Source organism: Pseudomonas sp. SORGH_AS_0199 (assembly GCF_031453735.1).
In the GTDB taxonomy this organism is placed as follows: domain Bacteria; phylum Pseudomonadota; class Gammaproteobacteria; order Pseudomonadales; family Pseudomonadaceae; genus Chryseomonas; species Chryseomonas aestiva.
This window is the reverse complement of record NZ_JAVJAE010000001.1, coordinates 3,785,600-3,807,556: the sequence shown is the minus strand read 5'-3', so window position 1 is coordinate 3,807,556 and position 21,957 is coordinate 3,785,600. Positions and strand designations below refer to the sequence as shown.

Below are 21,957 nucleotides of genomic sequence, written 5' to 3'. Positions count from 1 at the left end.
TGTGGTTCCCGCGTCTGCACGGATCACCCCTGCCAATGGCGTCTTGCGACGGCTACGACCTTTGGCTAAGGGGCTAACCCTATGATCTATCACCAGATGTGTCCTGTGACTTACAAATGGGTAGTGATCCGGCCACAGACGTACATCAGACGGTCATATCGCCGATTAAGTGAACTGCTTCCGGTACTGGTTCGGCGAGACACCAAGCCTTTCGATGAAGGCTTGGCGCATGGTGCGAACCGTGCCGAAGCCTGCGCCGTGGGCAATGGCTTTCAGCGGCAGGGTGGTGCTCTCCAGCTGGGTACGGGCATGGTCGATCCGCACCCGTTTCAGGTACTCCATGGGCGTCAGCCCGGTTTCCCGCACGAAAACGCGGGCGAAGTGCCGGGCGCTCATGGCGGCGGCGGAGGCCAGACGTTCGATGGTCAGGGGTTCGTGCAACCGCTCGACCATGGCGTCGTAAGCAGCGCTCACCGCGGGCGAGACCGCCCCATGCTGCTGGATCAGGGGGCTGAACAGGCGCTGGTTGGTCTGCCGCGGCAGGCTGACGACCATGGTCTTGGCCACCTCGGTGGCGATGCGCTGACCGTGAGTCTCCGCGACCAGGGTCAACGCCAGGTCGATGCCGGCGGTGATGCCGCCGGAGCTGATGAAGGCACGGTCGCGCAACACGATGTGATCGGCTTCAACCGACAGGGAGGGGAACCGCTGGGCCAGCCGTTCGGTGTAATTCCAATGGGTGGTGACGTGATAGCCGTCGAGCAGTCCGGCCTGCGCCAGGACGAAGGCGCCGGTGCAGATGGAGCCCAGCACCGCGACCTCGGCAGCGGTTTGCCGGAGCCAGGCCTGCAGGCGTTCCGTTGGGGCCTGCTGGTAGGCGCCCGGCCCACCGGGAATGAGCAGGTAGTGACCGCTGGTGGGGGCGTCGTCCAGGCACCAGTCGGTCTGGATCCGCATACCATTGCTGGCGGTGATACTGCCCTGACTATCACTGACGGTGCTGATGCGGTAACGCTGGTCTTCCGCCAGGAAGCGATTGGCCAGTGAGAACACCTCGATCGGCCCAACGACATCCAACAACAGTACATCGTCGAACAACACGACCAAGATTGTCTTCATGAAGTCATCGAGTGAGAGGGCCTAGCGGCAGACACACCGGCTTACGAATCATTTAGACCATATGGTCATACAATGTCTCGATGGTCAATCGCTTCGCTTCATTCCTTCGGTGGATATCGCCTCCTTCTCTACGGGTGGCGCTGTTGCGTCCTTACATAGCCGGCTCGCTACGATACGACCTTCACCCTCGGGCGCTATAGCACTCCACTCGGGCGCGGCCGTAGACCCTTTCGCGTTGCTATCAATTGAGGTTGCCGGTGGGTCAGCAAGATCGACGACCCAAGGCGTTAGCACGCTCAAATCCAAGAGGTTTGCCCGTTCATCTCCATTCTGTCCGCTACTGAACCCTCTGCTGTGGCCATTACCCTAGAGCAGCGCCTTCGTCGCTGAAGTCCCGGTCCGTTTGCGTACCTCCCCTAGGGAGCAAGACACGGCGGCCAACGATGCGGACCGTGCGGCCCAGGAAGGCGAGACGAGCATGACCCAGACCATCGCCACGATCGAGCGGATGCATGCTGAAGTCACCCGTACCGCCGTCGTCATCGCCCGCCTGGAGCTCGACAGCGAGCGTATCGGCAGTGTGCTGGAGGTCATTCGCGGCATCGCCGACCAGACCAACCTGCTGGCGCTCAACGCGACCATTGAGGCCGCTCGGGCCGGGGACGCCGGGCGTGGCTTCGCCGTGGTGGCCGATGAGGTGCGCAGTCTGGCGTTGCGCACGGCCAGTTCCATCAGCGAGATCCATCAGCTGATCGCGACGCTGCAGGGCACCGTCCATGAAGCCGCCGAAGCGGTACGTGCGGGCCCCGCCGAAAGCAGTGCCGGACGCGATCAGGTGGTGGCTTCGGACGAGCGGCTGCGCAGCATCACCCTGGCCATGGAAGCCATTCGCAACACTAACCGCCAGATCGCTACTGCGGCCGAGGAGCAAACCTCGGTGGCCAAGGACATCGCCCGCAACCCGGCAAAGATCATCACCGTCGCCCGACACTACGAAGAGGACCTGCAACGTACCCAGAGCGCCGGCGAACGCCTGCATGGCATCAAGGTTCAGGTCACCACAGGCCAACCGTTCCTCACCCAACGCAGAGAACTGTGATCAGTAAGACTTTTAACGAAGATATCGGACGTCGCATTCCTTGATTTCAAAAAAGCGTCATAGAGGAATGCAAGGCTCCAGCTCCGAGTTACCACCTATTGTCCCGCGACCCAGCACCGTCTGAAGCCTGTCCTCTTCCTCCAATGAGTTTCTGATGGCGCTAACAACAAAAACGCTTGAGCCGGCCTTTCTGTTCCACATCCGATTGCAGATCTGCCCGTATCGATAACGCCTGTCCAACAGTGGCGGTCATCGATAAGCGAGCGATGAGGTCTCGGGCCCCCAATGCCGTCATTTCCAATGTCAGGAGCCTAGGCATGAATTCGATCTTTCACGCTAAGCAGCCAAGTGCCCGACCGTCTTCGCTTGTTGATACCTTCCGCTTTGGCTGCTTCAGTCTCCATCGAAAACAGCGCCTACTCCTTCGTAACGAAGTTCCCATCGTGGTTGGCAGCCGCGCTCTTGATCTGCTGATAGCTTTCGCCGAGCGTCCAGGGGAAGTGCTGGAGAAAGCGGAGCTGATCGCCTGTGCCTGGCCGAAGCTAGTGGTGGAGGAATGCAATCTGCGGGCGCAGATCGCCGCATTGCGACGGGCGTTACGCGAAGATGATGGTGCCGAGTACATCGTGAACATTCCCGGGAGGGGTTACTGTTTCACGGCTTCCGCCACCCGCGGGGAGGAGGAGGTTCAGACCGATTCCCACGACCTGCAAACTGGTCGCCTACCCAGTTTGGTCACCGCCCCCTTAGGACGCACACAAATCCTGGACCGGCTCGACGAGCAGCTTGCTCCGGGCTCTCTGCTCTCCCTGGTAGGCCCGGTGGGGATCGGCAAGAGCACCCTTGCTGTCGCCCTCGCAAACGAGGTCGGGAGGCGCATTAGTGATGGGGTCTGCTATCTTGACCTGGCCAGGGTGGAGCCGGAAGAAGGCCTCGCGCACGCTCTGGCGCAGGTGCTAAATCTCCCGGCAACGGTAGATTTCGATTCCCTAGTCCATCACCTAAGCAACCGCAACCTGCTACTTGTGCTCGACAACTGCGATCCGCTGCTTGAGCCCGCTGCGATCTTTGTCGACCATCTGACACATTGGGCGCCTGGCTGCACGGTAATCGCTACCAGTCGGGAACCACTGCGCACCCGGGGCGAGCGCGTCGAACGTCTTTTGCCACTACCGGTTCCGCCACGTGATGTAGGCTGCCTCGAGGAGGCGCTGGGTTACCATTCTCTGCAATTGCTGATCGAGCGGGTTCGTGCCCAGGACCTGCTCTATGAGATCAAGCCCGAGGACTTGCGGGCGGCCGTGGCCATATGCCGCTCGATGGATGGCGTGCCGCTAGATATTGAGATAGCGGCCAATCGCATGCTCGCCTTTGGCATGCGGCAGGTGGCGATCCTGGTGAAAACCGATTATCGCCTTGAGATGAAGGGCCTGCGCACGGCAGCACCACGGCATCGTTCTCTGAGAGCCGCGCTCAGCCTAGCCTATGCCGCTCTCGACGAGGATGAGCAACGAATGCTGCAGCTGCTGTCGGTGTTCGACGGTAGCTTTACCCTGGACGCGGCAAGATCTGTGATAGCCGACGAATTTGGCTTCGCCCAGCAACTTCTACCGCTAATCGATAGCCTGGTGGAGAAATCCATGCTCATCGTCCAGTCCGACTCTAGCAAACGGCTCTATCGCCTACTGCATAGCCAGCGCATCTTTTCCCGCGAACTCCTTGAACAGACAGGCTTGATGGCCACGCTGCAAAGTCGTCGCGCCGCCTTTGCAATGGACGTAGTGAGACTTACTGCGAGTCATATGCAGCAGGTTGCTCCCGAGCTGTGGCAACGCGTTTATGGAGCTGAAAGCGATACCGTGCGCTCGGCTTTGACCTGGGCCTGCTCCGCCCAAGGCGATCCAGCGGTAGGCCATGAACTGAGCCGCGCGGTGCTCGGCCTGCCGGTCCCCCGAGAACGAGATAGCCACCCACCCCATCTGACTGTCGCTGCAGCTCGGGCTAGATGAGCCGAGCCGCGACCAGCGCGTCGGCTCGCCGCGATCAGGAAACGCCGACGATAATCTTCCCGTAGTCCAGCATGCTTCACTGCGCAGCGGGGCGGGATCCATGTCATTGGCCTCACGCTCGCTGGGCGGTAACTTTGATACGTTAGTGCAGGTGGCATCTGGCAGGTCACACCTCGCACCCTTACCAATGATTGCTGGGAAAGCGAGTGTGGGCACAGCGAGCGCGCTGCCGAGTTGATAGAAGAGCGCGATCAACCTGATCGCCAGGTTGATCGCATTAGAGGCTGAGCGTTAAAGACTGTGTCAAGACGCCACGGTTGAGTCCTCGCCCCCCGGCCAGTCCCTCGTAGGAATGTCGTCGATAGTGCCGTCCTTAACGCCATCCACAGCGTAGCGCTCCAGGCTGTCGCCCAGTACTTGCCCGAAGTCATCAGCTTTAGCTTGCTGCTGGCCTTCTCTAACCAACCCTGGAATTATCGCGCCTAGTACGGCGACGCCAGCTCCCAGGAAGCCCAGAACTCCCGCAGCGCTGGCCAGGGCCGGCAGGAAGCGCGGCAGGTTGGCGCCGATCAGGCCCAAGGTCCCTTCCACGGACGATGCAGCACCGGCAAGCACACCCAGTGAGCCCGCGGTAACGCCAAAGCCACCAGTGAGCGGATCACCGCGCCGGATGGCGGCCACACCGTCGAAAATGCCATAGGCTCCCACTGCAATGCCTGCCAACCCACCCAAGCCCTTGGCGCCTTCCTCGAACTTCCTGGCCACCACCTTGTAATTTTTGCCGTCCTTGACGTTGTCCTTGATCTGGTCGAGCAGGTCACTGGGCAGCTTGCCGTTTTTCATGTCGGTCAGGGACTGCTCACCGTTCTTGATGGCGGTATCAAGGTATTGCTGGTAGGCCTTAGTGCCACCCTCAGTGAGCACGGTCGCCGCCTGTACCGAACCGGTGGAGATGTCTACGATGTTGCGGTCTGTCAGCTTGCCGCCGCTCTGCGCGCCGCGGGCAATGGTCATGCCGGCGAGGAACAGGCCGCTCACACCGTGCAACGTACCGCTGTCATAGGCACCCTTGGCATTGCCGCTGAGGTCGAAGTCGGCCAGCGAGCCCATCTTGTCCAGTGCTTTGGTACCCTGGCGGAACATGTCCCAGTTGCCTCGGAAGCCCGACAGCACCTGGTCGGTGGTGGCGACCGAGCCGTCCTTGTTCATCAGCAGCTCAGGGGATTCCTTGCGTATCTGGTCGATCAGCGTGCGCACCTTGTCTTCGTCCAGCTCGTCGCCGCCATTCTTGCCGAAGGCGGCTTTCATGTCGTCGAAGGTGGCACCCTTAAACAGGTTTTCCTGGGCAATGGTGGAGAAGTTGTCGTTGAGCTGCTTGTCCAGCTCGGCGGTGAACGTCGGGTCCAACGTGGCGTTGTAAAGCGCCACTTCCATACTGAAGGCGCTGGCGGCTGCTTCCGGGGTATTGGTCTTGAGCAGTTCGCGCAGGCGGTCACCCGACGCCAGGGAATCCTTGTAGTAGGTCTTCAACGCGTCGCCATGAAAGGACTTGCCCACTGCGCCTTGGATATCCGCCGCGCTGTTGATGCCCAGCATCGATTGCAGACTCTGCGCTGTAGCGTAGAAGCTGGTCAGCGCGGCTGTCTGATCGGTCTTGCCGTCCTTCGTGGCGGCGTCCCAGGCCGCGTCCAGGGCTTTTCCGGACTTGATCTGGTCTTCGTAGGTCTTGGTGACCGCATCCTTGAGGCCCGGAGTGGTGTCGAACAGCGACTTCATTGCGTCCGCGCTGCTCTTTTCGAGGAACTCGGCCGTTTTCGGGTCTTTCTGCAACAGGCTGATGTGGTTGTTGATGTCCTGCAACACCTTGTCCGGCTCCCAGAAGGCACCCGAACGATTGGCAATCGAGACCTTGCCGTAGTCGTCGCCCCACATGCCGGCATTCGCACCGTCCACCACCAGCTTCTGCGCGTTCTGAAGGTCCAGCAGCACAGCCGCTTTTTCTTCTGCGGTGTATCTTTCCGGGTGCTCGAACACGCCTTTGTCGAGCTTGCTGGTATCGACTTTGCTGGTGAGATTGCCCGACACCACACTGGACAACAGGCTCGCCAGCCCGGTGGCGTCGGAAGGGGCCTGAGTCTTCAACCAGCTCTGCAAGTCGGCGCGGTTGATTTTGCCGTCGGCCGACTTGGCCAGGGGATTGCTGGCGGTGTCCAGCAGCTTGAATGCGCCCGGTTGCGACCAGAAGGCCAGTGCTTCTTTTCCCTCCTTGCTGGCAGGAGGGTTATCCTTGAGGTAGTTCCTGAGGTTCTCTTCGGTGAGAGTGCCCTCGTTGCCGGTCTTGGCGCGGATCACGTCGTATTGCTGATCGAGGATGGCAGCATACTGCGCAATCTTCTTCGAACCTTCGTCGGCCTTCGGGTTGGCCTTGAGAAAGTCCTTGTAGCTGGCGATGTCAGAAGCGGCCTGCGCCTTGGGAAGAGCCGAGAACCCGTACTTGCCGAAGTCCTGAAGACGACCGGCCTCGGTCCCGTGCTTGGCTTCCCCGCTCTTGGTAAATCCGTCGACACTGCTGTTGGATACCGTATTCCCGGTCAGCAGCGTTCCGTTCTCATCGTAACTGACGATACGGTCCATCACCTGAGCGGCGCGGAAGGCCGCGTCCGGGTCGTTTTCGAAGCCGCCGACCTGCTCTTTGAGACGGTCTTTGACCCCGCTCTGGTTGCCCAGGTGTTTCAACAAGGGGTTATTGTCGATGATGTCTTGGGCGGAGCGCTCATCGCCTTCGGGGCGCTGCCACACAATACCTGCGGCTTCGCCTGCTTCTTTGGCGGCCGGGTCGTCGCCCACGGCTTCGATATGCTTTAGCTCACCCTTCAGATCGCCAAAACCATACTTGCCGAAGTCTTGCAGGCGACCCGCTTCCGTACCATGCTTGGCCTGGCCGCTCTTGGTGAAGCCGTCCACGCGACCGTTGTTTACGTCCTTGCCAGCGAGGCGGCCACCACTTTCGTCCATCACTTCAATATGTTCGAGCACCTGCTTGGCACGGTAGGCCGCGTCCGCATCATGTTCGAAGTCGCCCACTCGCTCCTTGAGCTTGTCTTTAACGCCGCTCTGGTTGCCCAGGTTCTTCAGCAGAGGCGTGTCATTGATGATGTCTTGAGCGGAGCGGTTGTCGCCTTCGGAACGTTCCCACTCGATGCCCGCATCCTTGGCCTTGGCCCGCTCTACCGAATCGCCCCACAAGGCATTGGACCCACCCGTGGAATCAGCCGTGGACACGTTATTGACCGTTAAAGACATGCTCAGGCTCCTTCTGGGTTAGTAGTAAGTGCCTAAAGCAGGAACTACGCAGGAGCACGTGGCTACGTGCCCTCTCTGCCGGCAAATTTCATGGATAAGCATCGGGCAGATCTGTGGGCGAGAGGTGTGAAGTGCTGTGAAATCGCTCAGAGGTGCAGGCTTTAAGAGTGCCCGGCTAGCCGTTTACAAGTCGTCGAGCTCGCTGCACCAGCCGCTGCTGGTGTCTGCTTCTACGGCCGCAAACAGACACACAGTATGCTCAGGTTCGGCTGCGCTCAGCTTGAGGATGTGATGCAGGCTCCAGCTTGGTACCGGAGTCCCTGCGGTCATCGCTGATGAGCTGCGACAGACGCTGGTTCAGGCCGTCCATGGCGCGCGGGAGGGCGACGGTCTGATCATGGCCTTCAGCGTCGATGCGCTGGGTGAAGTCGCCGGCGGCCAGCCAATCAGCGACTGGAATACGTGCACGGCTGGCCGTGTTCAAGCCCGCAGCGATCGTGGGGCGTGAGCTGCTCAGCCGTCCGGACAGCGTCGCCCTCCTCGAACAGCTGATTGCCGCCCATACCGCGAAGCATCCGGCAAGGCCCGATCCGGGCCCGCTAGTCATTGACTACCGGCAGATGGCTTCTCACGGCGCCCCGTCGTGGTCGCCATCGATCCGGCTGTTGTCACAGTGCTGCAGCTGATACTTAGTCTCCGCACAGCTCGTCATCTGCCTACAGGCCTTCAGCGGTGTGCAGTTGAAGGATTCCGCGGCGCTGGTGCCCTCCGATCCGCCAAATTGAGAAAAGGACGTTGGTCGCTTCGGCAGTACTGCGGCCGGCGGCTCGCCCTCTTTAGCTTACCCGTCTTGACGCTGATCACGCGCGGCGCGGCGCCACTCCCACGGCGGTACCTGCTCCGCTTCCGGTAGCGTCCACAGGCCACGCTTCTGCACCTTGGCCTGCGCTTCCAGGTCCGGCAGCGATCGATCCTTCAGGTATTGACGATAGACCCACGCGGCGCCCTGGCGCACCTGTTCGGCATTCACGTCCGTATCGCCCTGGTACACACGGGCCACCCGACGGCCGTATCGGTCAGTGTCCTGGACGTTCAGGCGGACAGCCTTCGAAAAGACCATGGCCGCCAAGGATTGCTGGGCGCGGTTGCCGTAGGGCCGTTTGCTCTCCGGGGTGTCGATTTCCGCAAGCCGGACCTTGATCTGCTGCTTGGCGGTGGCGAGGCACGTCGGGGTGTCGCCGTCGTGCACGCCCACCACGCGGCAGTCGATCGTTTCGGCAAAGGAGAGGGTAGGGAGGGTCAACGCAAGGGCTACTGCTAGCTGCCGAAGCATATGAGGTCTCAGATCCGTTGTAAGAGAGGGAGGGCCGGTATCACCGGGCGGGCGCTGCCGCGTTTCCGTACTGCCAGTGACGGCGACGCGGGAGCGTAGCGGCGGCGCAGATGACCGTCATGCGCCAGGCGAGCAGGAGGGTCAGTCCCAGCGCGAGGCCGATGGACAGCCAGGTGATCGTCTTGGAGTTGCTGTAGGTGACACCCGCATTTTCGGCGGCGGCCTTGACGCCCTCCTGGTTCACCTTGCGCAAGGCCTCGGTGCTCTCATCCTGGCGCCCAGCTGGGCCATGCCCGACTGCACCAGGGCCCGGCCTTCTTCCACCTTGCCGGCGACGACCAGGTCGGCCAGCTGGTTGACGTTATTGAGGTAGTCCCGGTGGACCTGGCGCAGGCTCTCGAAGGCCTGGCGTTCACGATCGGAGCTGACCAACTTGGCATAGCGGCCGAAGGCCTCCGCGACCTCGCCGCTGATGCTGTCGATCTTCTTGCGGGTATTGGCAACGGTCGAGGCGTCAGGAATGGCCAGCAGGCGCAGCACCTCGATGCGGGTACGGGCCAGTTGCAGGGCGAGGTTGTCGGCCTCCACGATGCTCGGAACGCTGTTGTTTTCGATCACCAGGCTCTGGCCCCTGATCTGCGCCATCTGGGTGATGCCGAAAATACCCAGGCCGGCTACCAACGCGGCGAGTAGACCGAAACACAACAGGCTGCGGGTGGCGATGTTGAACGCGCGAAGGGTCATATCCATGTACCGGTTGGGGGTGTGATGAACATAACGGCAATGGCCCCGATAACTTGAGCGGATGCCTTCAAGGACGCGGGTTTCGGCCTTTTTTTCGAAGTCGTGACCGCTTGAATTGAAGCAGACGCTCATGCGATCGATACGGACTTCCGCCATGAGTAACGGCCGTCTGCTGAGCGTTGGTGCGAGCGATGTCGTCCTGGCCGAGACCGGATCAAGGCTGCCCTCGGCATCCCCGGAGGATCGGGGCGGAGCCCGCGAGGTCAGGCGTCCGGGGCAGCCCCGGAAAAGCGCGGCCAGGCCTCGGAGCACTGCTGCTGTTAGTTTGCCTTTTCTACGACCGTGGACGCGAAGACAATGACAGACCGCCAGTTGATCATCCCCGACAGCATGAGACTGCTTGTCGAACGTGCGGGTTATGTACCGGCCGTGAAGGTCGGCAAAACGCTCTATTGCGCAGGGCAGGTGGGCCGTACGCCGGAGCTGGAGGTTATCCAGGATCCCGAGCAGCAATTCCGGGCGGCCTGGGACAATCTTCGCACTGTCTTGGCAGCGGGTGGCTGTACGTTCGAGGACGTGGTGGAGTTGACGACTTTCCACGTCGACCTGCATAGGCACATGCCGGTCTTCAGGCGCGTGAAGGATGCGGTCTTTCCCAGAGCGATGTGCGCCTGGACCTGCATTGGCGTCGCCGAACTGGCCCGTGCCGGACTCCTCGCGGAAATCAAGTGCATCGCCGTGCAGCGATAGACCTGCCGCCCCCGGCTGTTCGGCCTGATGGCGCTGCCTGTGCAGAACGCTTGCTCAGCGTCCGGGTTGCGGAAACAGCTGAAGGGCTGCAGCGCTCAGGATCGGATAGTCAGGGGAGCGGTCCTTCATTCGCCTCCGCGAATCCCGGAGGCGATCGTTCCAACCCATTCAGGAAGCACTGTGATGAATAAAGATGGCAGCGAAACCTCGGCGGGCTATCTCTTGCTGGGCTACGTCGATGCCCGCCTGTTGGCGCTGTACCAGGCCGGGGTAGTGCCCAGGCTCGAACTCGCGCGTACCCCGGCTGCGCTGACCGCTACGGGGCAGGCCGCCGAAGCGGCGGTCCCGCTGTATATCCAGCAGGGCGCTGCACATGACTTCCTGCCCGGGTCGGGCACGAGCGAGTCCGTTCAGCCGGTTGAAGCGGATGAACCAGGGTCTGTCCCCGCGCAGGACAGCCTGGCCCGCCCTGTGGCGGAGGATGCCGAATGGCATTCCTTCAATGCACTTGAACAACAACTGGAGCTGCCGGACGAGGGCGCGGAGGACTACTCCCTGGAAGAGCGCCGCGAAGCCACCCGCCTGGCGTTGGCGGCGCTCGAAGCGGGGGAGGAGGTCAGCGTTCCGCTGCTCAGGCAGGCACTCGAGAAATAGTGGCAATTAGCCATATATAGGGCTAAGGTTAATAGCCTTAACCTCAGACTGTGTCATCCTAAGCACCTTCTCCGCCGTTTCTTGCACTATGACCGCCTCACGAAGACCTCCTCGCGGTGCAGGCCGCACGGCCAAGCCTGATTCCCTCCGCGCTGCTCATGAGCAGATCACCCGCAACAGCGGGACCCTCGCCGATATCGCCGATCTGATCGAGATGGAAGGCAAGGCCAGGCCAGGACGTCAGCCGCCCGGGCAGCCCACCCGCGCCCGGTCCGAAGCCGCCAACCCGGCAGAGACGTCCAAGGCAAAAGTTGCAGGGGATAACAGCGGCGGCCGTTTCCTGGTGCAGCCCGTGTTCGGGATACCGCTGGTGGCGCTGCTGGTCTGCGCCCTGATCTTGGGCGCTGCGGTAGGGGTACCGCTAGGCGTGGTCACCTATGGAAGCGCGCTCTGCACGGCGGTGCTGGATAGCCTGGCGATCTTCTAGACGAACCGTAGACAGGGCATCGCTGCCGGCCCCCGGCAGGGCGCCGGAAGTCGTTTAGCGCTAGGCGTCAGGCTTCCAGCGACGCCGTGAGCTGGAATTCCTGACCGCTCGGAGCCGCCGCGGGTCTGCCCAGCAGATACCCCTGGGCGAGCCGGACGCCCAGCTGCTGCAACTGCGCCAGTTGTTCAGGGGTTTCCACGCCTTCGCAGAGCACCTCGAGTTTCATCGCCTTGCCCAGCAGCAACAGGGAGGTCAGGACCTGGCCACGCTGTTCCTCGTCCTCGATCGCCAGGATCCGGCGATCGAGCTTGATCAGCTGGAAGGGCAGTTCGAGGATGGGGCCGAGGCCGGCAAAGCCGCTGCCGAAGTCGTCCAGGGCCATGCGGATGCCCAGCAGCTGGAGCAGGGCGAAGGACTGGCGGGTCTTGGTATCTATGACCAATTCCACCCCTTCGGTGACCTCCAGGACCAGGCGGTTGGGCGCCAGGCGCGAGAGCCTGAGGGCCGCGGATACCCGCTCATGCAGGATGGGATCGGCGAATTGCAGCGGCGACAGGTTGATGGAGATGCTCAGGTGTGGAGGCCACTGACTGGCCGCGAGACAGGCCTCCTTCACCACCCACTCGCCCAGGGCGATGATGAAATTGCCCTGTTCCGCGAGCGGGATGAAAACCTCCGGCGAGACCATGCCCAGGGTCGGATGCTGCCAGCGCAGCAGCGCTTCGTAACCCGTCACCTGCCGGGGCTCGACGCGATAGATGGGTTGATAGTGCAGCAGGAATTCGTTGCTCGCGAGTCCCTTGCGGACATCCTCCGGGGTGAGCAGCGCGGCATGGTCGAGCGGTGCGCCCAGGATGGCATCGACGCCCCCTTCGAAGACCCGGTCCCGGCCCTCGCGCTTGGCGCGATAGAGCGCGCGGTCGGCACAGTCCAGCAGGTCGTCGGCGCTGCTCAGACCGGCCAGGCCACTGCGGGCGATGCCGATGCTGACGGTGACCCGGGTCTTGTCGTCCTGACGCCCCTGGTGCGGGATCTGCAGGTCGCGAACGCGTTCCAGGATGGCCTCCGCCACGTCCAGCGCCTCGGCCGGGCCGACCCGGTCCAGGAGGACGACGAACTCCTCGCCACCATAGCGACCGATCCTGTCACCCGGGCCCAGCCCGACCGCCAGGGCCTTGGCCACGGAGCGCAGGCAGTCATCTCCGGCGAGGTGGCCGTAGTAGTCGTTGTAGCGCTTGAAGTGATCCACGTCGATCAGTAGCACGGCGCCTTGCTCTCCGGCCAGGCGGCGTTGCCAGAAGTCTTCGAGGAGCGGGCGGAGCTGACGACGATTGGCCAGCCCGGTGAGGGAGTCGGTTTCCGAAAGGATCTGCAGATCCTGATTGGCCGAATTGAGAGACGCCAGGCGGACTTCTTCGCGCAGCTTGTAGAGGTAGGAGCGGCGCCCTTCGACGTTGAGCCAGTAACTGGCCAATAGCGAAAAGAACGCCATCACGATGGCGTTGGTCATCATCAGCCCGCCGACGATCGGTGACACCGGCGCTTCATGGACGGCAAGGGCGATCACCGACAGGGCGAAGCCGTTGAACAGCAGGGCCGGCAGCAGCGGACTCTTCATGCAGGTGTTGACGAAGGCCAGCATCAGCGGCCAGGTGAAGATGAACAGTGTCTGATTCATCTCCCTGCCCGGTGGGCCGTTGATCACCATGTTGTAGACCACCACCAGGCCGACATAGAACGGCAGCGAGGCCAGGGTTTCGCGCCAACGTGTCGGCACCACCTGCAGCAGCACCACGACCAGCAGCGCGAAGGGGGTGGCGATCCCCAGCATCTGGGCGGCCGCCCAGGGCAGGGCGTCTTGCAGCAGGAGCCACCACCAGATCAGAAAGCTGTCGTAGCTCAGGGTGCCGATCAGCAGGCAGCGAGTGAGGTGCCGCGTGCGCTGCTTGTGGATATCCAGCTGAAACAGGCGCTCCAGCACCGAGACGAAGGCAAAGGGCCCGACCGGCACAGCAAGCGTCTGATCGACAAGCCGACCCAGCTCTGGTGAGGTTTTCATGTGTGACCTGGACTGACAGAAGAGATATCAATGTGCGATAAGTGACATTGATAATATCAATATGGTGGCACCTAGTGACTGGCCGCTGGCGCAAGGATTCAGCCGAAATGACCGGCGGTTGAGTTGGAGAACCTGACGGTGCGAGCCCCTGCCGCAGGCTGCTGCGGCAGGGGCTCGGGCTGTTCTCAGACCTGGAAGCGGCGGGTCATTTCCTGCAGCCGGACACCGATGCGCGCCAGCTCCGTGCTCGAGGAGGCGGTCTCCTCGCTGGCGGCGGCGGTCTGCTCGGAGATGTCGCGGACGTTGGTCACGCTGCGGCTGATTTCTTCACCCGCCGTGCCCTGCTGCTCCGCGGCGCAGGCGATCTGCTCGTTCATCGACTCGATGTCCTTGACCGAGCGGGTGATGCGCTTGAGCAGCTCGCCCGCTTCGCGCGACAGGCCGACGCTGCTGTCGGTCAACTGCACGTTATGGTCGAGCACCGCCGCCATGCGCTCGGTGCTCTGGTGCAGACCGGTGATGAGCTGGGCGATCTCGTCCGTCGAGGAGCGGGTGCGCTGCGCCAGGCCGCGGACCTCGTCGGCGACCACGGCGAAGCCGCGTCCCGCCTCGCCGGCGCGGGCGGCTTCAATGGCGGCATTGAGCGCTAGCAGATTGGTCTGCTCGGAAACCGCCTTGATCACGTCGAGCACGCCACCGATGCTGTCGGCATGATCGCGCAGTGCGGCCATGGCGATCTTGGTCGACGCCATTTCGCCGGCCAGCAGTTCGATCTGGGCGACGGCCTTGTTGACGGCCTGGTCTCCCTGCTGGGCCTGCTGACTGGCCTCCAGCGCCGAGCGCGCGGCGGCCCCGGCGTTGCGCGCCACTTCGTGGGTGGTCGCCGTCATTTCCTGCATCGCGGTGGCGATCTGATCGGTCTCGACCTTCTGGGATTGCACCCCGGCACTGGTCTGCTCGGTCACCGCCGACAGCTGCTCGGCGGCACTGGCGACCTGGACGACGCCATCCTTCACTTCGCCGATGAGTCCGCGGAGGGTGGTGGTCATCTGCTGCATGCTGATCTGCAGCGCGCCCAGTTCATCCTTGCGGGTCACCTCCAGCTGACGGGTGAAGTCGCCGTTGGCGACCGTCTGTGCCAGGAGAACGGTGTCCTTCAGCGGGCGGACGATGGAGCGGGTGATCAGCCAGGCGCCCAGGAGGCCCAGAGCGATCGCGATGGTCAGCCACACCAGCAGCAGCTGGCGTGCACCGCTCACATCCGTCAGCTGGAATTCCTTCTGGATCGCGGTGAGCTTGTCGGCGACCGACAGCAGCGTGGTGATGGTGGTAGTGATACCGGCCTGACCCTGGTCCACCTGGGCCTGGGTGGTGATCAGCTGTTGCAGGCGCTGCTGGTAGCCGTCGAGTTCGCTGCCAAGCTTCTGCAACGCCTCGGTCGGCAAGGTGCTGGTCGTAGCGAGTTGTTTGACCTTTGCCTGGATACCGTCCAGGGCGCCATGGGCAGCGGCCTCGTTGTCCTTGGTGGGCGTGGTGGCATAGCTACGCAGGGCAATGCGCATCCGCTGCAGGTCGATGAAGAGGGCCGCTACCTGCTGACGGTCTTCGACTCGCCCTTCCTGGGCATTGGCCGCCGTGGCCAGGGCCAGCAGATAGGTGTTGGCCGCTTCCGCCGTGGCGGTCGCCGCCTGCTGGACGGTCGCACGCTCCCGCGTGGCCGTCACTACCTGGGTGTAGAAGTCCCGATAGCGCTTGAGTGCGGCCTGGGCTTCGCTCAGCAAAGCCTCGTTGGCCTTCGAGTTGAAGTTGGGAATGATGCTCTGCAGTTGGGCTTCGAGCTTGTCGAGCGCGGCCAGCCATTTGGCCGCCTGGGCCTCGTCGGCCTTGACGATGTAGACGAGTCGCTCGATGCGCATATCGCGCGCCAGGGTGCTGAATCCGGAGATGTCGCCGATTCTTTCGCTCCGATCGCGCAGGGCGTCGGTAGCCTGCCATCCGGTGTAGGCCACCAGCAGGATCATGCCGATGAGCAGGGAGAAGCCGAGTGCCAGCTTGGCCCGGACGCTGATGTTGCTGAGGAAATTCCAGCCATTGTGCTGCATGTGGACTACCTGGAGAGGAGGGCCGGGTGGAAGCACCTCAGCCGGATTAACGGTGATTTGTTATCGCGATAGCTTTAAGCCCTTGGACGGGCTCTGAATACCTGACGCCATGGAGGTGCCGTCAGTCGCTGCTCGCGGGGGGCGCGGCGCGCATCAAGAGCGCCCTGAGCGTTGTGGATGGGTCTGACCCTAGCCAAGAGAAAGTGATCCATGTCACACCTTTTCCAGAGATGGCTGGTGGCTATTCCTGGATGGACGGCGTGTCGCCATCATGGGGAACCCGGGTTTCCTCGCGGGCGGACACTGGGCAAAAAGGGTCCTCCGGCGTAGACCTCCAGGGGCTGCCGGCGGATCAGGGAGCCGGGCGACTTGCCAATCGCCTCGGTCGAGAACTACTGTATAAAAGAACAGTTATGGAGCCCGCGCCCATGGCCCAGAGCCAGCCATCCCAGCTGACCTCCTATGATCGCCTGACGATGCGGGTGTCGCGGCTGGTGAACAACGCGCGCGGGGTCATCGACAAGCACGCGCATGTGGAGCGCCTGGAAGCGAGCAGCGAGGACTGGGAATTGTTGCTTGAAGCCTTTGGCGAGACCGAAGGCCTGATCGTGGCCCATCGCGATGACGGCAGCATCGACCTGTTCTGGAAGGTCAGCTACGACGATTTCTGAGCGGTCATGACAGAGCGCAGGCTTCGCAAGCGGCTTGTCGCTGGAAGGAGGTTGACCATGAATATCCAGCGCCTGGGGCCTGCCTGGGCCCCCGTCTACCGGCAACTGATGCTGGACGCCTATGCCCGACATCCGGAAGCCTTCACCTCCAGCCCCGAGGAGCGGGCAGCGCTGCCGCTCGACTGGTGGGAGCGTCGGCTGCAAGAGGATGACCAGGCACAAGAGTGCGTTTGGGGCGCAATCCGGGGCGCGGAGCTGCTGGGCGTTGTCGGTCTTGGCCGCGAGACGCGGGAAAAGGTCCGGCACAAGGCGACCCTGTTCGGGCTGTACGTCCCTGATCGTTACCGGCGTCTGGGAATCGCCAAGGGCCTGCTGGACGAACTCCTGACCCATGCGCAGGGGTTGCCCGGGCTCAGGGTCGTTCAGCTCACGGTGACCGAGGGTAATGATGCCGCGCTGGCGCTGTACCGGCAGGCGGGCTTTAACCTCTTCGGCAGCGAGCCGCTGGCGATCGCCGTGGGGGATGGCTTGCTTACCAAGCTGCACCTCTGGTGTGATCTGGACAGGTTGCACCGCGGCTAGCGCGTCCCTGCCATCCACCACACCGCGATCCTTTCCCGGCCGGGCGCCGGATCGCGGTCCCGAGGGTCATGGGATGTCGTGAAACTGCCTCCAAATCGCCGCCACACCGTCACATCACCGCTCTAGGCTCGCCGCCCCAAGACAGCTTGTAACAAGTTGTATCCACAGGGCCAAGGAGAAGAGCTGGTGAAACGTTCAGGTAATAAACCCGCGGTGTTGACGGTCGCGTTCGCGGCCTCGCTGTTGGCGCTTTCGGTGCAGGCGGCCAGCCGTTCGGGCAATAACGCCATCAATGGCGTCGACCTGCTGTCAGGCTACAACAGGCTCTGGACCCCCGGCGCCACCTGGAACACCGGCACGCCCACCGCCTTCGGGGCGCCCATCCTGCAGCGCAATATCCAATACGTGGTCGACCTCGCGAAAGCCCGCACCCAGGCCCAGGAGATAGCGGCCTACTACGACGACCGCCGTGACCAGAGCTACAGCCTGATCAGCGGCCTGGGTTCCCTGGCCAATGGCTACCTGGCCGGCTCCGGCGCCTTCACCACCATCCCGGTGTTCGACGCCTCCACCCAGACCACCAAGTACAACGACAACGGCAACGGTGCCGGCGACGCCAACGCGCAACTGGGCAAGGTGGTGCAACTGGTCCAGGCGATCCGCAACGATGCCTCCACCACTCCGGCGAAGAACGCCTACCAGTATCCGCGGCCCTGGCGGCAAGCCAGCGTGGACATCGTGCCGCTGTCGTTGCGCCCGGCGCTCAGCACCACGCCGCAGAGCGACGGCGGCTTTCCCAGCGGCCATACCAACGCGGCCTACCTGGCAGCCATGGGCTTCGGCTACGCCGTACCCCAGCGCCTGGGTGAAGAACTCTTCCGCGCCTCGGAGCTGGGCAACAACCGCATCGTCGCCGGGATGCACTCGCCGCTGGACGTGATCGGTGGCCGCATCACCGCCACCTATTTCGCCATCGACAACCTGAGCAACAACGTCCAGCTGCGCAGCGATGCCTTCGCCCAGGCCCAGGCCTACTTCGCCCAGCAGTGCGGCGGCGACATCAACACCTGCGTGGACGGCATCGATCCGGCCACGGACCAGCAGTCCCAGCACGCCCAGGACAAGGCGCTGTACACCGCCCGTATGACCTACGGCTTCGCTCCCGTCGGTCCGACCAACCTGGCGCCGGTGGTGCCGATCAACGCCGAGGTCCTGCTGGAGACGCGCTTTCCCTATCTCACCGCCAGTCAGCGCCGCGACATCCTGGCCAGCACCGAGCTGTCTTCCGGCTATGTGGTCATCGACGAATCCAACGGCTACGGTCGCCTCAACCTGATGGCCGCGGCCGACGGCTACGCGGCCTTCACCGGCAATGTCAGCGTCAACATGGAGGCCAGCCAGGGTGGCTTCAACGCCCGCGACGCCTGGCGCAACAACATCGCTGGCAGCGGCAGCCTGACCAAGAACGGCAGCGGCGAACTCACCCTCAGCGGCGTCAACACCTACAGCGGCGGGACGGTGATCAATGGCGGCACCCTGCGTGGCCATGCCCAGGCCTTCGGCAGCGGCGACATCACCGACAATGCCACCCTGGTGCTGGATCAGTCGGTCAACAGCAGCCTGGTCAACAACCTGCACGGCAGCGGCAGCCTGGTGAAGACCGGGGGCGGCTCCCTGAGCCTGACCGGCAACAGCGACTTTTCCGGTACCACCCGCGTCAACCGGGGTCGCCTGGCCATCAACGGCAACCTCGGTAATTCGGCGGTCACCGTCAACACGGGCGCCATCCTTGGCGGCACCGGCAGTCTCGCCAGCCTGCGCGTGGCCGAGGGCGGCATCCTCGCGCCCGGCAACTCGGTGGGGAAACTCAACGTCAACGGCAACGCCGTCCTCGACCAGGGCTCGATCTATCAGGTCGAGACCGATGCCAGCGGCCGCGCCGATCGCCTGGTGGCCAGTGGCAGCATCACCGTCGACGGCGCCACCCTGGCGCTGGTTTCCAGCCCCTCCTGGCAGCCGCTGGGCAGCTATCAGCTGCTGAGCGCGGGCAATGGCCTGAGCGGCCGCTTCGGCCAGATCCAGTCCGACTTCGCCTTCCTCACCCCGACCCTGAGCTATGGCGCCAACCAGGCGACCCTGAGCCTGGCGCGCAATGGCGTGGCCTTCGCCGAGCTGGCCGAGGGCCGCAACGCCCGCGCCGCCGCAATGGGCCTGGATAACGCCGGTGCCGGCAATGCCTTGTGGAATCAGGTGGCCGCGACCAACGCCGCCGGCGCCCGGAGCACCTTCCAGAGCCTGGGCAACGAGCTGCACGCCTCGACCAAGACCGTACTGGTGGAAAACAGCCGGCTGGTACGCAATGCCATGAGCGATCGCCTGAGCGACGCCCAGGACGAGCTGCCGTCCGGCTCCGGCATCCAGGGGTTGGCCGGCAGTCGCGAGCGCGGTCTGGTCTGGACCCAGGCCCTTGGCGCCTGGGGTCGCAACGACGGCAGTCACGACGCCAGCAGCCTGGACAGCCACAGCCGTGGCCTGCTGATCGGCAGCGACGTACCCCTGGACAGCGGTTGGCGCGTCGGCGGGTTGGTGGGCTTCGGTCACACCGATCTCGACCTGCGCGGCGAGTCCGGTTCGGCGGACAGCACCGACTACCACCTGGGCCTCTATGCTGGCCAGCAGTGGGACGCCCTCAGCCTCAAGCTGGGCCTGGCCCACAGTTGGCACTCGGTGGAAGCGCGGCGCAACCTGGCGATCCTCGGTAACGACCAGCGCCTGGCGCCGGACTACGATGCCGGTACCAGCCAGGCATTCGGCGAACTGGCCTATCGGATCGAGCAGGGCGGCCTGAGTCTGGAGCCCTTCGCCAATCTGGCCCGGGTGCATCTGCAGACCGATGCCTTTCGCGAGCGCAGCGGTGCGCTGGAGCTGGACAGTCGGCGGCAAACCACCGATGCGACCTTCAGCACCCTGGGCCTGCGCCTGGCGGCCAAGCCACTCGGTGGGCTGAAGGTGGTGCCGAGCGCAACCCTGGGCTGGCGCCATGCCTTTGGCGACACCACCCCCGAGCACGAGTCGGCCTTTGCCGGTGGCCCGGACTTCAAGCTGGTGGGGGCACCCATTGCGCGGGACGCGGCGGTGGTGCGTGGCGCCCTGGACCTGGCGCTGAGCGAGACGGTGTCGCTCGGATTGGGCTATGAGGGTCAGCTGAGCAGCCATACCAAGGACCAGGACCTCAACGCCCGGCTCAGCTGGCGCTTCTGAGGAAAGGCGTCCCGGCTGTCCGAAAGGGCAGGGCGCCTGGCCCGCGCAGGAGGCTGCCGGAAACGGACAGCCTCCTGCCGTGAGGGCTAGAAGGACGCCAGATTGTCCGGCGTGATCAGCTGGAAGGGGACCCGGGTGAGATTGCTGCTGGTGGAGCCGTTGGCCAGCCGCAGGGCCATGTCCACCGCGCCCTGGCCCTGGCCCTTGGCGTCCTGCAGCACGCTGACCGCCAGCTTGCCCTCGCGCATCTCCTGCAGCCCGTCGGGGGTGCCGTCGATGCCGCCCACCAGGTATTTCGAAAGCGGCTTGCCGGCCTTTTCCAGACCGCGGATCGCGCCGATGGCCATCTCGTCGTTGTTGGCGGCGACGATATCGAAGGCCACGCCCTTGTCGACCCACTGCAGAACGCGTTCGGTCGCCTCACTGCGCTGCCAGTTGGCCGAGGCCTTCACCACCACCTGCATGTCGGGGTACTTGGCGACGACCTTCTCGACGCTTTCGGTGCGCAGCTTGGTCGCCGGGTGGGCCGGTTCGCCCATCAGGATGGCCACCTTGCCCTTGTAGCCGGCACGGCGAGCCAGCTCCTCCATCTGCATCGTCGCGGCCTCCACCTCGTCCGAGCCGACGAAGCCGGCATAGGCGGGCAGGGGAGAGACGCTGGGGCGATAGTTGATGAACACCAGCGGCACCTTGCTGCTCATCGCCAGCGACAGCATCTCCTGGGTATGGCTGTCGTCGATCAGATTGACGATGACCGCATCGACATGGGCCGCGATCAGGTTGCGGTACTGGCGCAGCTGCAGGGCGCTGTCACTGTTGGCGTTTTCCAGGAAGACGTCGGCGTCCAGGGTATGGGCGCGTTCCTCGACATTGTTGATCAGCAGGGTGCGGAAATTGTCGCGCTTGGAGGTCAGGACGCCGATCAGCTGGGCGCTGGCGTGGGCCAGGTTGGCGCAGGTGGCGGCCAGCAAGAGACCGGCGAGAAGGCGAAGCTTTGGCTTGAACATGAGTCGGTCCCCGGTCAGACACTGAAACGTTGCAGCAGCTCGCGCTGCCGGCTGGCCATGCGCGAGAGGTCCTCGCTGCTCTGCGCGGCGCTGTCGGCACCTTCTGCAGCCCTGAGCGCGGCGTCGTTGATCTGCACCATCATGCGGCTGGTTTCCTGCACGGTGGCGCTCTGCTCTTCGGTGGCGGCGGCGATCTGGGTATTCATCTCGCGGATGGTGCCGACCGCCTGGCTCATGCTCTGCAGGGCTTCCCGGGCGGAGGAGGCGAGTTGCACGCACTCCCCGGACTGGGCACGGCTCACCCCCATGATTTCCACCACCGAATGGATCTTCTGCTGCATCTGTTCGATCTGTTGCTGGATCTCGCTGGTGGAGGCCTGGGTTCGACTGGCGAGGGAACGTACCTCGTCGGCGACCACGGCGAAGCCGCGCCCCTGCTCACCGGCGCGAGCGGCTTCGATGGCGGCGTTGAGGGCGAGCAGATTGGTCTGCTCGGCGATATTGCGGATGGCGTCGACGATGCCGTCGATGCTCTGGCCATAGCCCTGCAATTCATCGGTGGCCTGGGCAGCGACCTGGATCTGCCGCGCCTGGCGCTGGATGCTGTCGATGGTCTCGGCGACGGTGGTGCCGGTCGCCGTGCTCAGTTCGAAGGTGTGGTCGACCGCATCCTTGGTGTCGATGGCGCGCTGAGCCACCTCGGCCACGGTGCTTTCCATCTGGGTCATCGCCGAGGCGGCGGAGCCGAGCCGCTCGGTCTGCTCCTCCACGGCGCGG

At 63.6% G+C, this 21,957-nt stretch carries 17 protein-coding genes and 2 pseudogenes; 8 read left to right on the top strand and 11 right to left on the bottom strand.

The window, feature by feature from the left end; genetic code table 11:
• Nucleotides 1-165: 165 nt before the first annotated feature.
• Nucleotides 166-1,119, bottom strand: a complete 954-nt coding sequence (locus tag QE444_RS17795; RefSeq protein ID WP_309740415.1) for a GlxA family transcriptional regulator — start codon at nucleotides 1,117-1,119, stop codon at nucleotides 166-168.
• Nucleotides 1,120-1,552: 433 nt separating this feature from the next.
• Between QE444_RS17795 and QE444_RS17790 the strand changes: the two are divergent.
• Together QE444_RS17790 and QE444_RS17785 are read left to right on the top strand one after the other, a co-directional pair.
• Nucleotides 1,553-2,218, top strand: a pseudogene (locus QE444_RS17790) (methyl-accepting chemotaxis protein); the annotation flags it as partial.
• A gap of 317 nt (nucleotides 2,219-2,535) precedes the next feature.
• Nucleotides 2,536-4,227, top strand: coding sequence for a winged helix-turn-helix domain-containing protein (locus QE444_RS17785; RefSeq protein ID WP_309740413.1), 1,692 nt, complete (start codon nucleotides 2,536-2,538; stop codon nucleotides 4,225-4,227).
• A gap of 303 nt (nucleotides 4,228-4,530) precedes the next feature.
• On the opposite strand, the gene QE444_RS17780 is transcribed toward QE444_RS17785, so the two are convergent.
• From QE444_RS17780 to QE444_RS17755, 5 genes are all read right to left on the bottom strand, one after another.
• A complete protein-coding gene (locus QE444_RS17780) occupies nucleotides 4,531-7,530 on the bottom strand; it encodes a type III effector HrpK domain-containing protein (protein WP_309740411.1) in 3,000 nt (999 codons plus the stop codon).
• Between the two features lie 259 nt (nucleotides 7,531-7,789).
• Nucleotides 7,790-8,014, bottom strand: a complete 225-nt coding sequence (locus QE444_RS17775; protein WP_309740408.1) for a hypothetical protein — start codon at nucleotides 8,012-8,014, stop codon at nucleotides 7,790-7,792.
• A 357-nt stretch (nucleotides 8,015-8,371) separates the two neighbouring features.
• The gene (locus tag QE444_RS17765) at nucleotides 8,372-8,833 is read right to left on the bottom strand and encodes a thermonuclease family protein (RefSeq protein WP_309740406.1); all 462 of its coding nucleotides are present in this window, start codon (nucleotides 8,831-8,833) and stop codon (nucleotides 8,372-8,374) included.
• Between the two features lie 70 nt (nucleotides 8,834-8,903).
• Entirely contained in the window at nucleotides 8,904-9,116 is a 213-nt protein-coding gene (locus QE444_RS17760; protein WP_309740404.1) for a hypothetical protein, read from the bottom strand.
• On the bottom strand, nucleotides 9,104-9,607 hold the full coding sequence (locus QE444_RS17755; RefSeq protein WP_309740403.1) for an MCP four helix bundle domain-containing protein: 504 nt from the start codon (nucleotides 9,605-9,607) through the stop codon (nucleotides 9,104-9,106). Before QE444_RS17755 ends, QE444_RS17760 begins: the two co-directional genes overlap by 13 nt.
• A gap of 357 nt (nucleotides 9,608-9,964) precedes the next feature.
• On the opposite strand from QE444_RS17755, the gene QE444_RS17750 reads away from it, so the two are divergent.
• From QE444_RS17750 to QE444_RS17740, 3 genes are all read left to right on the top strand, one after another.
• Complete coding sequence (locus QE444_RS17750) at nucleotides 9,965-10,357, top strand: RidA family protein (protein ID WP_187979762.1); 393 nt, start codon at nucleotides 9,965-9,967, stop codon at nucleotides 10,355-10,357.
• Nucleotides 10,358-10,540: 183 nt separating this feature from the next.
• Nucleotides 10,541-11,011 (top strand): hypothetical protein, encoded by a 471-nt coding sequence (locus QE444_RS17745; protein WP_309740400.1) that lies wholly within the window; start codon nucleotides 10,541-10,543, stop codon nucleotides 11,009-11,011.
• Between the two features lie 352 nt (nucleotides 11,012-11,363).
• Nucleotides 11,364-11,498, top strand: coding sequence for a hypothetical protein (locus QE444_RS17740; protein ID WP_263258912.1), 135 nt, complete (start codon nucleotides 11,364-11,366; stop codon nucleotides 11,496-11,498).
• A gap of 67 nt (nucleotides 11,499-11,565) precedes the next feature.
• Here QE444_RS17740 and QE444_RS17735 read toward each other — a convergent pair whose 3' ends face one another.
• The 3 genes and pseudogenes from QE444_RS17735 to QE444_RS23675 form a co-directional block, all read right to left on the bottom strand.
• Nucleotides 11,566-13,557 (bottom strand): bifunctional diguanylate cyclase/phosphodiesterase, encoded by a 1,992-nt coding sequence (locus QE444_RS17735; RefSeq protein WP_187979759.1) that lies wholly within the window; start codon nucleotides 13,555-13,557, stop codon nucleotides 11,566-11,568.
• Nucleotides 13,558-13,742: 185 nt separating this feature from the next.
• Nucleotides 13,743-14,606 (bottom strand): methyl-accepting chemotaxis protein, encoded by an 864-nt coding sequence (locus QE444_RS23680; RefSeq protein ID WP_405046479.1) that lies wholly within the window; start codon nucleotides 14,604-14,606, stop codon nucleotides 13,743-13,745.
• Nucleotides 14,601-15,578 (bottom strand): annotated as a pseudogene (locus QE444_RS23675) (methyl-accepting chemotaxis protein); the annotation flags it as partial. The pseudogene QE444_RS23675 and the gene QE444_RS23680, both read right to left, overlap by 6 nt.
• 509 nt (nucleotides 15,579-16,087) lie before the next feature.
• Between QE444_RS23675 and QE444_RS17725 the strand changes: the two are divergent.
• From QE444_RS17725 to QE444_RS17715, 3 genes are all read left to right on the top strand, one after another.
• The gene (locus tag QE444_RS17725; RefSeq protein ID WP_309740394.1) at nucleotides 16,088-16,330 is read left to right on the top strand and encodes a DUF1654 domain-containing protein; all 243 of its coding nucleotides are present in this window, start codon (nucleotides 16,088-16,090) and stop codon (nucleotides 16,328-16,330) included.
• A gap of 51 nt (nucleotides 16,331-16,381) precedes the next feature.
• Nucleotides 16,382-16,912 carry a GNAT family N-acetyltransferase gene (locus tag QE444_RS17720; protein ID WP_309740393.1) on the top strand — a complete coding sequence of 177 codons (531 nt, stop codon included), beginning with the start codon at nucleotides 16,382-16,384 and terminating at the stop codon, nucleotides 16,910-16,912.
• Nucleotides 16,913-17,128: 216 nt separating this feature from the next.
• Nucleotides 17,129-20,173, top strand: coding sequence for an autotransporter domain-containing protein (locus QE444_RS17715; RefSeq protein WP_405046478.1), 3,045 nt, complete (start codon nucleotides 17,129-17,131; stop codon nucleotides 20,171-20,173).
• Nucleotides 20,174-20,259: 86 nt separating this feature from the next.
• Here QE444_RS17715 and QE444_RS17710 read toward each other — a convergent pair whose 3' ends face one another.
• Together QE444_RS17710 and QE444_RS23670 are read right to left on the bottom strand one after the other, a co-directional pair.
• Nucleotides 20,260-21,180, bottom strand: coding sequence for a substrate-binding domain-containing protein (locus QE444_RS17710; RefSeq protein ID WP_309740389.1), 921 nt, complete (start codon nucleotides 21,178-21,180; stop codon nucleotides 20,260-20,262).
• 14 nt (nucleotides 21,181-21,194) lie between these two features.
• Complete coding sequence (locus QE444_RS23670; protein ID WP_405046477.1) at nucleotides 21,195-21,950, bottom strand: methyl-accepting chemotaxis protein; 756 nt, start codon at nucleotides 21,948-21,950, stop codon at nucleotides 21,195-21,197.
• Nucleotides 21,951-21,957: the final 7 nt, after the last annotated feature.